9 protein-coding genes are annotated in these 14,095 nt (G+C 39.2%); 7 read left to right on the forward strand and 2 right to left on the reverse strand.

What is annotated here, in order from left to right; translation table 11 throughout:
- The first annotated feature begins 339 nt into the window (after window positions 1-339).
- The 3 genes from BAU15_RS00005 to BAU15_RS00015 are packed head-to-tail and all read left to right on the forward strand — an operon-like array spanning window position 340 to window position 5,227.
- Window positions 340-1,602, forward strand: a complete 1,263-nt coding sequence (locus BAU15_RS00005; RefSeq protein ID WP_161840699.1) for a metallophosphoesterase family protein — start codon at window positions 340-342, stop codon at window positions 1,600-1,602.
- Window positions 1,599-4,286, forward strand: a complete 2,688-nt coding sequence (locus BAU15_RS00010; protein ID WP_161840700.1) for an ATP-binding protein — start codon at window positions 1,599-1,601, stop codon at window positions 4,284-4,286. The genes BAU15_RS00005 and BAU15_RS00010 overlap by 4 nt, the downstream gene beginning before the upstream one ends.
- Entirely contained in the window at window positions 4,283-5,227 is a 945-nt protein-coding gene (locus BAU15_RS00015; protein ID WP_161840701.1) for a 3'-5' exoribonuclease YhaM family protein, read from the forward strand. The genes BAU15_RS00010 and BAU15_RS00015 overlap by 4 nt, the downstream gene beginning before the upstream one ends.
- Window positions 5,228-5,343: 116 nt before the next feature.
- Here BAU15_RS00015 and BAU15_RS00020 read toward each other — a convergent pair whose 3' ends face one another.
- Entirely contained in the window at window positions 5,344-6,570 is a 1,227-nt protein-coding gene (locus BAU15_RS00020) for a helix-turn-helix transcriptional regulator (protein ID WP_161840702.1), read from the reverse strand.
- Window positions 6,571-6,892: 322 nt separating this feature from the next.
- On the opposite strand from BAU15_RS00020, the gene BAU15_RS00025 reads away from it, so the two are divergent.
- From BAU15_RS00025 to BAU15_RS00040, 4 genes are all read left to right on the forward strand, one after another.
- Entirely contained in the window at window positions 6,893-8,248 is a 1,356-nt protein-coding gene (locus BAU15_RS00025) for an MFS transporter (RefSeq protein WP_161840703.1), read from the forward strand.
- 94 nt (window positions 8,249-8,342) lie between these two features.
- On the forward strand, window positions 8,343-9,188 hold the full coding sequence (locus tag BAU15_RS00030) for a sugar phosphate isomerase/epimerase family protein (RefSeq protein ID WP_161840704.1): 846 nt from the start codon (window positions 8,343-8,345) through the stop codon (window positions 9,186-9,188).
- A 15-nt stretch (window positions 9,189-9,203) separates the two neighbouring features.
- The gene (locus BAU15_RS00035; RefSeq protein ID WP_161840705.1) at window positions 9,204-11,414 is read left to right on the forward strand and encodes an alpha-L-rhamnosidase; all 2,211 of its coding nucleotides are present in this window, start codon (window positions 9,204-9,206) and stop codon (window positions 11,412-11,414) included.
- A gap of 169 nt (window positions 11,415-11,583) precedes the next feature.
- Window positions 11,584-12,849 carry a glycoside hydrolase family 1 protein gene (locus BAU15_RS00040; RefSeq protein ID WP_161840706.1) on the forward strand — a complete coding sequence of 422 codons (1,266 nt, stop codon included), beginning with the start codon at window positions 11,584-11,586 and terminating at the stop codon, window positions 12,847-12,849.
- A 71-nt stretch (window positions 12,850-12,920) separates the two neighbouring features.
- Here the strand turns inward: BAU15_RS00040 and BAU15_RS00045 are convergent, their stop codons facing one another.
- A complete protein-coding gene (locus BAU15_RS00045; RefSeq protein ID WP_161840707.1) occupies window positions 12,921-13,940 on the reverse strand; it encodes a peptidylprolyl isomerase in 1,020 nt (339 codons plus the stop codon).
- Window positions 13,941-14,095: the final 155 nt, after the last annotated feature.

Genomic DNA, 14,095 nt, shown 5'->3' on the forward strand with positions numbered 1-14,095 from the left:
TTTCTGGGAATTGAAAGTTTTTGTCTGTTAAACCAAGTAATTTTTTAGTATGATAGTCCATGAGAGATATCCTCCTTGATGATTGTTTTGTGGTGACTCAATTCTATCAATTTGGCTATCTCTCTTTCTATTTATTTGCTTACAAAAATAGTGTTGGGAGAAGATTCGAAAATCTTCCACCAACACTAAATATTATAGAACCAAAAGAAATAGGTGACTTTCACAAGAAAGGTTGCCTATTTCTTTTTTTTGATACGAACAAACTTTCGTTTTTTTAGTGACGATTTTTTTGGAAAATGGTATGATAAGTAAAAGAAATAGGTAGGGGGATTCCATTTCATGGTTAAGTTTATTCATGCAGCAGATTTACATTTAGATCGTTCATTTGAAGGGTTAGTCGGAATGAACAGGAACAGTCAAATGGAATTTTTGAAAGTAAATCAAAAAGTTTTAGAAAATCTTGTAGATATAGCAATCACGGAAGAAATTGATTGCCTTATTTTAGCGGGGGACACTTTCCATCAAAGTCGGCCTTCTTTACGCACACAGAAACATTTTTTTGAACAAATGACACGTTTATCGGAGAAGCAAATTCCGGTTTTCTTAATTTTTGGAAATCATGATTACTATCAAAGTGATCGCTATTGGTTCGAGTTTCCCGAAAATGTTGCCCTTTTTACTTCAGAGACAGTCGAAACTAAGCAATGGGTGACGCGTCATGGAGAATCAATTGCAATTAGTGGCTTTAGCTACACGAATCAGTGGTTGCAAAGGACAAAAGTAGATGAATTTCCGCCACGTTTTCAAGTAGATATTCACCTAGGTATTTATCATGGTGAACTAGGTAAAGCGGGGAATTATGCACCCTTCCAACTGGCCGATATGACCCAGAAAGGCTATGATTATTGGGCTTTAGGCCATATTCATGTACCAACTGAATTGAGTCTTCAACCACCGATTATTTACCCAGGTACGCCGCAAGGGCATTCACAAAAAGAAGAGCGAGTAGCAGGGGTTCTTCTAGTGGAGATTCAGCAGGGCGAAGTGATAAAGAAAGCTGTACCGATTGCTGAAGTCGCTTGGATAACCAAAGAAGTGTCACTGAAAAATTGCCGAACGAGTCAAGAAGCATTGGCTCAGATGGCACAAACTGATCAGATAGGACATTCTGTGGAGTCAACTGATCAAGGTTTGCAGAGTAACCAACGAGCATTAATTCAACTGAAGCTTAAGGATTTTGAACAGTTGGGAACGGATTTTCAAACGAGTATTGAAAATCATGAAGTTGTGCAGTATTTATTAGATAAAACACAGCAACGAATGAGTGATTCCTATCCAAATGCTTCCCTTGTTTGGTCAATTGAGCTTGTACATCAGTCAGATGAGCGCAAAATAAAGGTGGAAACATCGAGAGAATTGGCCAATCAGCTTTTCAGTGTGTATCATGATCCGGAGCAATTTCAACAAATTTTATCAGAAATTTATAGTCATCCAATCGCGCATCGCTTAGTAGCTGAATCAAAAGAATTTCAACAAGAGGTTCTACAAAAGGCTCAGCAGCAGATTGATGCGGACTTTACGATGGGAGGGTCTGAAATATGAGGTTGATAAAGGCAGAAATCACCGCTTTTGGAAAATGGCGCAATCAGGTGTTTGATTTTGAACAGGATAACCAGCTTTTTTATGGACGTAACGAAGCTGGGAAATCAACGTTGTATCAGTTTATTAGTGCGATGTTGTTTGGTTTTCCAACCAAGAATAAGAAGAAAAAGGATTATACACCGAAGGACGGGGCTGCATTTGGTGGCCGCTTATGGCTGACGTTACCGACTTATGGAGAAGTCATGATTGAGCGTTACAGACAACAAAATAAAGGACAGGCAAAAGTGACCATCGGTGAGCAGGTGGGCGATGAACAACTGCTAAAACAACTGCTCGCTCCATTAACAAAAGAACTGTTCCAACAAGTTTTTACTTTTCAACAGGAACAACTGACGGAACTTGAAGCACTAAAGGAAAATGAATTACACGAGTCGCTGATTTCTTTGGGAATTTCTGGGAGTACTCATTTATTTCAAAAAAGGCAGGCTTATCATACAAAGGCCCAACATTTGTTTAAAAAGAAAGGGCAAAAGTTACCGTTAAATCAGGCTTTATTGCAGTGGCAGGAGTTGCAGCAGCAGATTCAAAAAAAACAAGCACAAGAGGCGGAGTTTAGTGAATTGATTCGCCAGCAACAGCAGATGGAAATGACGTATGGACAGACCAGAAAAGAGCTGGCACAAGGCGAGAAAAAACTGAGTGAACTGCGTCAGCAGCAGCTGAATTTACCACTATATAAAGAGTGGGTTCAGCTGAAGAGTTTGCTGAAAAAACCGACCTTAACGACTGAGCAAAAGCAACAGTTACAAGAGGTTTATCAACAGCAGCAACAGCTTTCTAGGCAATTGGAAGAGCTGGAGCAGCAGTTAGAGAAGCAGAGTGGCATGGATCAACAGTCTGCGCGTTACTATTTTTATTTGGAGCACGAAGAACAGATTCAGACGTTAGTGAAGCAGCAGATGGCGACGCAATTAATGGTGGATGAACAAAGTCGCTTAGCGCAGCAGTATCAGGAATTGACCTTTGAGTTAACGAGGCTTGCGCAACAATGGGACTGGGCTGAAAATCAGCCACCTAGGCCGGTTAATCAAGAGGATTTTGCGCAATTAGCTGCGCAAATGGATCAACTTGAGGAGGCGCGAGTACAGGGAGCCGTGCGGCGTGAGATGATTCAGGAGCAGCGTAACCAGGTGGAGGACGAGGTTAATCAATTCGAAACCAATCATCCGGAGCTGTTTGAACGGGAAAATAAAAAAACGAAGCACTCACCGATTCCTTGGCTGATTGCAGGCATCGGCTTAGTCGGTGGCATTATGTTGTCTGGCTTATTACGAGTTGTATTTTTACTGCTGATGATTGGCGGTGCAGGGGGCGGTTTATGGACCATTTTTGGCAAAAAACAAGCCTCCCCTCAGGTAGTAAGAGAACAGTGGCAAGAGAAGTTAAATCAGCTGGATATTTATGAAGAAAAATTGGCGCAAGAGCTGGCCCAAGAGGAACGGATTAGAGAGAAATTCCAGCAGCTAACGGATCAGTTGGCGGCTTATGTTGACGCGCATCATCTAGGGCAAATGAAGACAGTACCGCTGATTAAGGAAAATGCGTATCAGGTTACGCAGTATTTGGCCTGGGTGAAAGAGCAACAAACGGTTCGTGAGCAAAGCTTACAGCAACAAGCTGAGCTAGATAAGTGGACGGCTGCTTGTCAGTTCTTGCAAGAGTGGTTGCCGTTACAAGATAAGTCGCTGACTGAGAAAATGACGCTGATTCATCAGTTTGCAAAAGAAATGGAGCAACTAAAATTTGCGCGGAGCTATCAGCAAAATACCTTGTTGAAACAGCAGATGAATCAACTGCGTAAGAAACAAAAAGAAGGGCTTGCTCAACAGGCAGAACTGTTTAAAGAAACAGCTATTACGTATTTGGCTGAGATTCCGGCGCGATTGCAACAAGAAGAACTGGCGCAGAAAAATCAAAAGCGGTATGAAGAGCTGACAAAAACCATCGGTCAGCTCTTCAAAAGTGAGCTGACGGAAGCTTCTTTATTGCAGATGATTGAAGAGACAGAAGCTGTGCAGCAGCAATTAAATGACAAGAAAAATCAACTGTCAGAACTGCGTCAGCGTAATAAGCTGCAAGTTGAAATGCTTCAATCGGATGGTACGCTGGATCAGTTGTACCAAGAGGAAAGCCAGCAAAAAGCCGTCTTACTGGAGTTAGCGACACAGTGGGGGGCCTTAGAAGTAGCCTCTGAATTTTTAGGAGATTTATCGACAGAGCTATCCGAGCGGCAATTGCCACAATTACTAAAAAAAGCCGGGGAATATCTAGCCATCTTAACGAATGATCGTTATCGGGAATTAACCTTAGAAGAGGGTGTGCTGGCGATAATGAATCAGCAACAGGCATTTTCGGTCTATGAACTTTCGACAGGAACAAAAGATCAATTAATGATGGCGATTCGTTTTGCGTATCTTTCATTAGAAGGCGAGCGGATATTAGCACCAGTCATGATTGATGATGGTTGGTTACATTATGATCATCAAAGAAAACAGTGCTTAGCCAAACTCTTACAGGAATTTAGTGAAAAATATCAGGTGATTTGTTTTTCTTCTGACAAAGAAATGGTAAGCTATTACCAAGAGCTGAATCAGCCGGTGATAAGAATAGGAGACGAACGATGAAAAAAATTCGAGAATTATCTGTGGATGATCAATTTGAACTACTTGTATTAATTAAGAACGCGGATGTGCGGTTGGCAAAGAACAATAAAAAGTTTATTGCCTTTACTTTCCAAGATACATCGGGGACAATCGATGGGAAATATTGGGGCGCTTCTGAGGAAGATATTGAAGCCTTTAAAGCGGGAAAAGTTGTTTCACTGATGGGTAAAAGAGAAGTCTATCAAGGCAACCCACAAGTAAAGATTTTGAATTTACGCTTGCCCAACCCGACTGAGTCTGCAGACCCAACTTTGTTTATGGAAAGAGCACCATTGAAAAAAGAAGAGATGGAAGAAGAAATTAACAAGACGTTATTTGAGATTACGAATGCTCATTGGAATCGAATTGTTCGCTTCTTGTTGAATAAGTATCAAAAACAATTTTTTGACTATCCAGCGGCTAAGAGAAATCATCATGCGTTTGCCAGTGGTCTAGCGTATCATACGGTTACGATGTTACGTATAGGGAAGTCTTTGGTCAATGAGTACCCAGAACTGAACCATTCGTTGTTATATGCAGGGATTATTCTGCATGACTTAGGTAAAGTAATCGAGCTGTCAGGTGCGATGTCAACTGAGTATACACTGGCTGGAAATCTAGTGGGTCATTTAGTGTTAGTGGATGAAGAAATTACCAAAGCTTGCCTCGAGTTAAAGATTGATGAAGCCGCTGAAGATGTCGTGGTGTTACGGCATATGGTGCTAGCTCATCATGGTTTGTTGGAGTATGGTTCACCCGTGCGTCCTCGAATTATGGAAGCAGAAGTGCTGCATCAGATTGATAATATGGATGCCTCTATGCAAATGATGCTGACAGCGATTCGCCAAGCAACACCTGGTGAGTATACAGACCGTATCTTTGGGATGGATAATCGTAGTTTTTATGTGCCTAAAGAAATTTAATGCAGTAGGATTTTGACTACTACCCTTTTATAATAAGACAAATGCCTCCTTCAATTGACTTAGTTGAGTCGATTGAAGGAGGCATTTGTCTTTTAGTTCATAAGATTTTTTTGCAACTACTTCTTACTTGTAAAGTTGTTGGTTTGGCGATACTTCAATGGGGTCATACCAACGATTTGCTTAAATATTTTTTGAAAGTAACTTTGACTGGAGAAAGAGAGTTGTTCTGAAATATCAGAAATTGGGCGATCACTTAAAGCGAGCTGGCGCTGGGCTTCATTGACACGCTTTTCATTAATGAACTGAGGGAGATTTTTCCCTGTAACTTTTTTGAATTTAGTTGAGAGATATTCTGGTGAGTAACCAATATATTCAGCAATATCACCCACAGACAACTTTTCTCTAAAATGATCAGAGATATAGTTGATGCATCGATTAATCTCTTCATCCTCGATGGTATCTAATTGATTCTGCAAAGGTTGGACGGTCTTCACTCGTTGGCAATAATCTTTCACCATGGTACTGGAGAGAACATTTAGTTCTTGAATACTACTACTGGCCTCAATGTTACTGATATAAATTCCGCCAAGCCGATAACAAATATCTGAGTCGACACCTCCCGCAATGGCGGCTCTTAAGGCGAGTGAATTTAAAATAATAGCAGCATTTTTTGAATGGCGTAGCGCATCTGGACCTAAGCGATTAAGTGTGTGTGAAAAGCTGTCTAAAATTTGCTTCAATGCTTCTAAATCACCTTGTCGAATACAATAAGCAATCTTTTCTTCGTAATTAACTGTGTTTGTATGCTCGTTATTGTACTGATTTTCTTGCTCGAATTCATTGAGCTTACTTTGGATTTGGATAAGTAATGAATCATCCTCACTAGGTGAGGTTACAAGGGCTTGAGGTTGCACAATTTTCTGATTAACGAAGCATTCTGCTGCACAAATCGCATGTAAGAAAAATTCTAATGAGGTGTTTTCAAGCTTCGCCGCAGCGGGCAGAACCTGTTGCTCTAAGAGTTGCGTCGTTGTGTTTATCTTATTCTGCAATTCTTCTAATTCAGTCGGGTTGAAGATGCCAACTGTTCCGGGACCAATAATAATTTCTAACGCTTCTTCAGAAGAAATATAGCCGTAGAGAAAATAATCCTCCGTAATTAAGAAGTCTAATTTACTTTCTTCACTGGCATATTGAAATTTTGGTAGGACTTTGCAAATAGATTCTTGAAAAGCAGAATTACTAAAAATTAGCTGTTTATTCTGAAAAATACTATAACCTAATTTTTGGTTTTTCGTTTGTAAATTAAAAAAATGAATGAGTAAGTCTATTTTTTTATCCATTTTACCCTCCCTTTTCGTTTGAATATTACAATAAATGTTAAAAAATAGCAAGAATGCGTTTTCTGATTATGTTATTCTTTGATTATTGATAGCCATACATAATCATTTCAAAAAGATAAATGCCAGATGAAAGGGTAGATTCTCTTCTTTTTATCTGAGAGAAGCAGCAAAATCCATTTGAAGTTGGAGGTGAATATGACGGATAGAGAGGATCTAGTTGTTAATTATTTGAGTATGGGAGGGGAAAGAATTACTAAGTGTGATTCAAGGAAAAGCAATTATTTGTTCGTTCTACAGTAAATGAATCAAGGAGATGGATTTTATGGATAATGTACAAGAACCTCAAGTTATAGAAAAGAAGGAAGATAAATTAAGCTTAGGGAAGTTTTTTGTTTGGAAAGGTCGAGACGTTTCGCTTTCAGGTTTACAGGTAATTGTAACCGGATACTTGTTATTGTTTAGTACAGATGTATTAGGCTTATCGCCAGCTTTTGTCGGCAGTTTATTGATGGTGAGTAAGATTATTAATGCTTTTACCAATTTATTTGCGGGTTATTTGGTTGATAACACAAATACGCGTTTGGGACGTGGTCGACCGTATGAGTTTGCCGTAATTGGCGCGTGGATTTGTACGATTCTGTTGTTTAGTTGCCCACCAGGTTGGGGAACAACCGTCAAGGCAGTCTGGATTGTTGTGATGTACTTCTTTATTTTTTCCGTATTTAATTCGCTATTATTTGCTGCTCAAACACCCTATATGGTTCGAGCGTTTCCTTCAAGATCACAGGTCATTAAAGTCTCATCTTATGGCGGCGTTATTTCAATGTTGGGTGCGATGATCGTGAGTATTTCATTTCCAATTATGATGGGTAAATTAGCAACTTCAGATGCAGGATGGCGCTCGTTAATCTTAATCTATGCAATCCCGCTCGCTCTGATTGGAATTATGCGTTTAATTTTTGTGAAAGAAGATCAGTCAATCAATGCGGCTGAGGCTGGGGAAAAATTGAGCGTTAAAGAAATCAAAGACATGTTTTTCAACAATAAATATGTTTGGTTGTATGCAGCGATTGTTGGCTTGTTTAATGTGATTCAAGGAATGAATATCGCAGCCCAATATTTTACTTATGTTGTAGGAAATATTTCTCTGCAAGGGATTATGGGTATGTTATCGATGGTTATGTTACCGATTATGTTTGTTTTCCCTAAATTAATGAAAAAGATGAGTGTGGCCAATTTAATTCAGCTCAGTGCGGTTCTTTCTGGTATTGGTTATCTTGTCAATTTCTTTGCAGTAGGAAATATTCCAGCGCTGATTGTCGGGAATGTTCTTGCCAGCTTAGTCATGTTGCCACTTTCATATCTGGGAAATGTCATTATTATGAACTTAGCAACCTATAATGAGTCATTAGGTATGAAACGAATGGAGGGAAGTACCAACGTAAGTATTGGTTTTGTAGGAGCTGTGTCAAATGGCTTAGGGACAGGTCTGATTGGTTTGTTGCTAGCTGTTTCCGGTTATGTTGGGACAAATGCCGTTCAAACGCCTGGCGCTCTATTAATGATTCGCGGAATTTATGCGCTGATTCCGTTAGCCTGTATGGTAGGGATTTTCTTCTTAGCTTGGCGCTTTGGTAAATTAGAAAAATTGACTGCTGAATTAGATAAAAACGAATGATCGAAAAGAGTTTGATGTATTTGAAAGAGACTAGTTGACTGTATGAATTAGTTAACAAAAATTGCAAGCGAATCAATAGAGAGTGGTGAAGGTAATGGTAGATAAAGGAATTCAACAACTGCAGCTACGTCAAGAATTTACTTCAGAAAGTCGTGCCTTAAGTGCGCTACAAGCTGTGAAAGAAGCAGGCTATGACGGCATCGAATTAAATGGCTTCATGATGCAAAAAATGTCGTTAGGTGTACGAGCATTGTTACGAGCATCGGGTATGCCAGTTGGTAAAACGGGGAGTTTAAATTGGCCGTATTTACTGAAAGAAAGTCAGTTGAAAGTTATTAGTATCCATCAATATTTGAATGGATTAGAGACAGAGCCACAGAAATATATCGAAGAAGCACGAAACTTCCAAACAAACAAAATTGTTCTGACAGGCATGCGTCGCTTTGACTATAGTGATGAGGCGGAAGTTATAAAGTTGTGCGAACGATTAAATAAGATAGGAGCTACACTTGCTCAAGCGGACATACAGTTTCTCTATCATAATCACAACTGCGAATTTGTCAAACTGTCTAATAATAGGACAGCTTTTGATGTAATTATAGAAAATACGGATCCTGAGTTTGTTCAATTTGAGTTTGATTCTTTTTGGGCAGCTGAAACAGGCTGTGATGTGGAAGCTTTGATGCAAAAAATGGGCACACGTCTTAAGCTGTATCATATCTGTGATCGAGGAGTTCCAGCCAAAGAAGCGACCTCATCCATTGTGAAATCTGACAGTACAGAATTAGGGTATGGCAACATGAATCTTGAAAAATATGTAAATCTAGTCAATAACCATGTGGATGCGATTGTCGTGGAGACACTTAAAAACTGGGTAGATAATAGTGGGCTGAAGTCGATGCAGAAAAGTGCCGATTTTATGAATAAATTTGTCAAATAAAAGCGAAGGGAATGAATGAGTTTGGAAGAATTGAAAAAGCATTTTATTACATCAGAAAACGCAGAGTACACAGAAGGAGCGGTGACTGTTTTTGGTCAACAGCTACATTTAACAGAAAAACCTATAGCTGCGGAATTAAAGATGACGGCCTTGGGAATTTATGAGGCAGAGATAGATGGCGTAAAAATTGGTGATCAACTTTTTGCACCTGGTTATACGTATTATCCTAAAGATTTGTTTTATCAGACCTATGATATCTTGGATTACCTGACACCAGGAAGTCATGAATTAAAGGTCTATTTAGGCCAAGGCTGGTATAGTGGTCGCTTCACGCATGAAAATCAAGTGAAAATTTATGGGGATCGTACCGCTATTTCATGGGAGATTACTCTGACGTATGCAGCAGGAACGAGTGAAAAAATTTATTCTGATTCAACTGTAAAAGAATTGGCTTCACCTTACCAATATGCCGGTTTTTATGATGGTGAAATTTATGATAGTCGGATAGTAGAAGAAACCATTGGTCAGGTGGTTGAATTTACAGGAGCAATTCCTGAGAACCTATCGGAAACGCACCTAAAAGTTAAAATTCAAGAAGAGTTACCAATTCAAGAGGTAATTGTAAAAGAAGGCAAAACAATTATAGATTTCGGGCAGAACTTTGCTGGGATTGTTGAAATTAATCTGGATAAACTGCCAAAAGATGCCCATGTTAAGCTACGACATGCGGAGATTTTAACAGAAGATCAAGAATTATATACAGCGAATCTGCGTAAAGCTAAGGCTGAAACAGTCATCTTTGCAAATGGTGATTCTGGCTGGTACCGTCCAAGATTTACGTATATGGGCTTTCGCTATGTGGAATTGACGGGCGTTACCTATCAGGAAGGTTTGCTAGTCGGAAAGGCCATTTATAGTGAAATGCCAAGAACGGGCTCTTTCTCTTCAGCAAACAAAAAAATCGAACGCCTCTTTAACAATCAATTATGGGGACAAAAATCTAATTATGTCGAAGTGCCAACTGATTGTCCACAACGGGATGAACGGATGGGCTACACAGGCGATGGGCAAGCCTTTGCTTTGACTGGTAGCTACAATTTTGACACTGAGAATTTTTGGCGGAAATTCTTTAAAGATATTCGCTTTTCTCAGATGGATAACTCAGAAGATTTTGTTGCGCCAACGGTTCCTGCAACAGGGCCAGCGGGGATTGGGTTCCTTAACATGCTAGGGTGGGGAAATGCGGTGACGATTATCCCTGAAATGTTGTACTGGCAATATGGATCTTCAAAATTACAAGAAGAGCAGTATGAAAGTATGAAGAAATTTGTGGACAGTGAAATCCGTCATATGGAAAATGACTTATGGTTAGCACCTAATTTAGGCGATTGGTTAATGCCAGGAAAAGATATGGCTTGGATGGCTGTTAACAATGGTCCTGTATCGAATGCCTTTATTGTTAATGACTTAGTTATTTTAACTAGATTGGCTGAACGTTTAGGTCAGACTGAAGATGCCGCTTATTATGGACAGCAATTAGCCAAAACTCGAGCAGCTTATACGAAACAGTTCATTGATGAAGATGGTGTCGTAGCTGGTGATTACCAAGGTGCCTATGTGATGGCTATCCAATATGGCGATGTGACGCCTGAATTACGCCAAAAATTATTGGCTAATTTGGTGAAAGATGTAGAGAAGAATGGCTTGAATACTGGCTTCTTTGCTACGGAATATCTATTGCCACTACTAGTTGAGACAGGAGAAGAGAAATTGGCGTTTGATGTACTCTTAGATGAAGGTTGTCCAGGATGGATGTACCAAGTCAATAATGGCGCCACAACTATCTGGGAGCGTTGGGATGCGTTGAAGGAAGATGGCTCGGTAAATGATGTGAAAATCGAACATAGTAACGAGAACATGGTGTCCTTTAATCATTATGCTTTTGGGAGCGTTGGGAAATTCTACTATCAATATATTTTAGGGATTCAACCACTTGAACCTGGCTATCGTAAAATCTTGATTAAGCCATTTATCGATCCTAGAATTGGTGAAGTAGCCGGACAGTTTAACTCAAGAGCTGGAGAGATTAAGAGTGCCTGGAAGTATCTGACGGACGAAACAGTTGAATTTACGATTGTTACCCCACAACCAACCAAGATTGAATTACCAAACGGTGAAACTCACGAAGTCGAAGCCGGTGAATACAGTTACCAAATAAATATATAGGTCGTTGTAACAGAAGCTACTTCTAGCACAGTTTTTTATTTAGAAAAAAAGGATAGGACAAGATTTTTGTCACATAACAAAGCTCAAGCGAAACCAATAACACAACCACAAAAAGCAAAGCCTAAACAAAAAATACAACCACAAAATACAGTGAAAAAGGAGAATCATTATGGTCTTTTATATTGGCGCATCAACAGCAGCACATCAAATTGAGGGAAATAACAAAAATAGCGATTTTTGGACGCAAGAACAGTTGCCACATTCAATCTTTAAGGAGCCTTCATTAGATGCAGTCGACCACTACAATCGTTATGAAGAGGACATTGATTTATTGAAAGAGGCCGGCTTAAATGCCTACCGTTTTTCAATCGAATGGGCTAGAATTGAGCCTGAAAAAGGACGGTTTGATGAGAAAGAGGTTGCTCACTATCAAGCTGTGATTGATTATTGTAAAAAGAATGGGGTAGAACCGTTTGTCACGCTGCATCATTTTTCAAGTCCCAAATGGCTGATTACAGAGGGCGGCTGGGAGTCTGAAAAAACAGTAGAGTACTTTAGACGTTATGCTGAGTATATTATCACACAGCTAGGCGACTCATTGAACTTTGTGTGTACGATTAATGAAGCTAATATGGGTATCCAACTAGCGGCAATCATCAAAAGAATTTTAACGCAGATGGGGATCAACATCCAGGTTGGTGTTAACATGGCTTTAGGTGAGGAACAGCAGGTACAAATGAAGGAGAATGCTGAAGCATTTGGCCTAGCAGAAAATGAACAAGCGAATACCTTCCTTTCTCAGCGTACAGAAAAAGGCGATCAAATTATTATTGATGCACATATTGCAGCGCGTGAAGCAATCCGTTCAGTAAACAAAAACATTAAGGTGGGACTGACATTAAGTTTACATGATCTGCAATTAGGGGATGATAGTGAGAAGGCCAAGGAGCTGGTTGCCAAAGCTTGGAATGATGAATTTTTACATTATTTACCTGCCATTGAAGAAGACGATTTCTTAGGTGTCCAAAATTATACACGAGAAATATATACAGAAAACGGTGTGGCAAAGGTAGAGGATGAGACTCATTTGACAGAAATGGGCTATGAAAATTATCCACAAGCATTAGCCAATGTGATCCGTAAAGTAGCAGAAGTCTTCAAGAAAGACATTTATATTACAGAGAATGGTATTGCCGCATCTGACGATCGCCAGCGTGTAGAATTTATCGATACAGTGATGTCAGGAGTCAGTGATGTGATAAATGAGGGACTACCAGTTAAAGGCTATTTCCACTGGAGTTTAATGGATAACTTTGAATGGCAAAAAGGCTTTTCAATGAAATTTGGCTTAATTGAAGTGGAGCGAGCAACACAAAAAAGAACGCCTAAGCCTAGTTTGGCTTATTTAGGTGAACGAGGTAAAGCATTCAACTAATATCTCTAAGAAAATAACTAGATAAAAAGACCATCAAGTCGCAATTGCTTGATGGTCTTACTTGTATGTGATTATTCAGCTGAAGAACTTGCTTCAGTTTCTGTTTCTTTTGTACTGCTTGATTTTTCTGTTGCACTAGAGCTTTCTTCTGTTTTGCTTGAAGATTCAGTTGTGCTAGATTCTTTCGTTTCAGCAGCAGCTGTAAATTGAGATAAGATGTCTTTGAAGGCATCATCTTTAATTTTCACATTGGCTTTGATTAGCTCTTCGCCGATTGATTTTAAGACAAATTGTTGATCAGAAATTTTTGTTTTTGTAGCAATTTCTTTAATGTCTTTTTCGTAAGGCTTCATGTCATTGCCTTTTGCTTTGTTTTTAGTCATTTTTACAATGTAGAAAGTTGATTGACCGGTTGAACTATTTGTGTAAGTAATTGGTTCAGAAACTTCGCCGTCTTTTAAGGCAAAGGCTTCAGCTGCTACAGATTGAGGAATAGTCGTTGATTGAGAATCAAATTTGATTTTTCCACCATCATCTTTTGTCGTTGTATCGACTGATTTTTCTTTAGCAATTTTATCAAAATCGCCTTTATTATCTAACTCTTTCTTGATAGCTTTTGCATCCTCTTCTGTAGAAGAAACGATGATTTGTGCTTCAACTTCTGGATGGAATGAATCCCAAGCAGCTTTTGTGTCAGCCTCTGTTAATTCAACGTGCGCGCGCAATGCCACATCAACTAACTGTTGTTGTCTTAACAGCGCACGGTAAGTTTTCTTTGTGTAGCCAGCTTGAGTAAGTTGAGATTCGAATGTATCCCCGTAAGTTTTTTCTTCTGCTTTGTAAAGTTCATCTATTTTCTTATCTGTAACTTTATCGCCATACGCCTTTTCTAACACTTCATTTAAAATTAGGTTTGTCAGAACAGTTGTACTAGTTGCTTGTGGTTGAGTCTTCGCTTCATTGTAGAAATCTTCTACAGTGATCGTTGAACCTTTCATTGTTGCAATATCTTTGTCTGTCCCATTTGAACATGCGGCAAGCATGAATACACTTAATGCACCTGCTATAGCCAAAGTAATTTTTTTCTTCATCTAATTAGCACTCCTATTTATTTATATGATATTTTGCGATAATCACAAGTAATACTATACCATACTCTTTTTTATAAAAGAAATAGTCCTGGGGATACTTTCAAATAAAATTCACAGTAAAAACATATTTATTAAGAGAAATTTATTGATTTTGC

Origin of the sequence: Candidatus Enterococcus huntleyi, from assembly GCF_009933175.1 — a bacterium.
In the GTDB taxonomy this organism is placed as follows: Bacteria; Bacillota; Bacilli; order Lactobacillales; family Enterococcaceae; genus Enterococcus_K; species Enterococcus_K huntleyi.

Bases quoted from the DNA above. Each gene is read 5' to 3' on its own strand.
- BAU15_RS00040 (WP_161840706.1), top strand. From the start codon at position 11,584: ATGGTCTTTTATATTGGCGCATCAACAGCAGCACATCAAATTGAGGGA.
- BAU15_RS00005 (WP_161840699.1), top strand. From the start codon at position 340: ATGGTTAAGTTTATTCATGCAGCAGATTTACATTTAGATCGTTCATTT.
- BAU15_RS00015 (WP_161840701.1), top strand. From the start codon at position 4,283: ATGAAAAAAATTCGAGAATTATCTGTGGATGATCAATTTGAACTACTT.
- BAU15_RS00025 (WP_161840703.1), top strand. From the start codon at position 6,893: ATGGATAATGTACAAGAACCTCAAGTTATAGAAAAGAAGGAAGATAAA.
- BAU15_RS00010 (WP_161840700.1), top strand. From the start codon at position 1,599: ATGAGGTTGATAAAGGCAGAAATCACCGCTTTTGGAAAATGGCGCAAT.
- BAU15_RS00045 (WP_161840707.1), bottom strand. From the start codon at position 13,940: ATGAAGAAAAAAATTACTTTGGCTATAGCAGGTGCATTAAGTGTATTC.
- BAU15_RS00030 (WP_161840704.1), top strand. From the start codon at position 8,343: ATGGTAGATAAAGGAATTCAACAACTGCAGCTACGTCAAGAATTTACT.
- BAU15_RS00035 (WP_161840705.1), top strand. From the start codon at position 9,204: ATGAGTTTGGAAGAATTGAAAAAGCATTTTATTACATCAGAAAACGCA.
- BAU15_RS00020 (WP_161840702.1), bottom strand. From the start codon at position 6,570: ATGGATAAAAAAATAGACTTACTCATTCATTTTTTTAATTTACAAACG.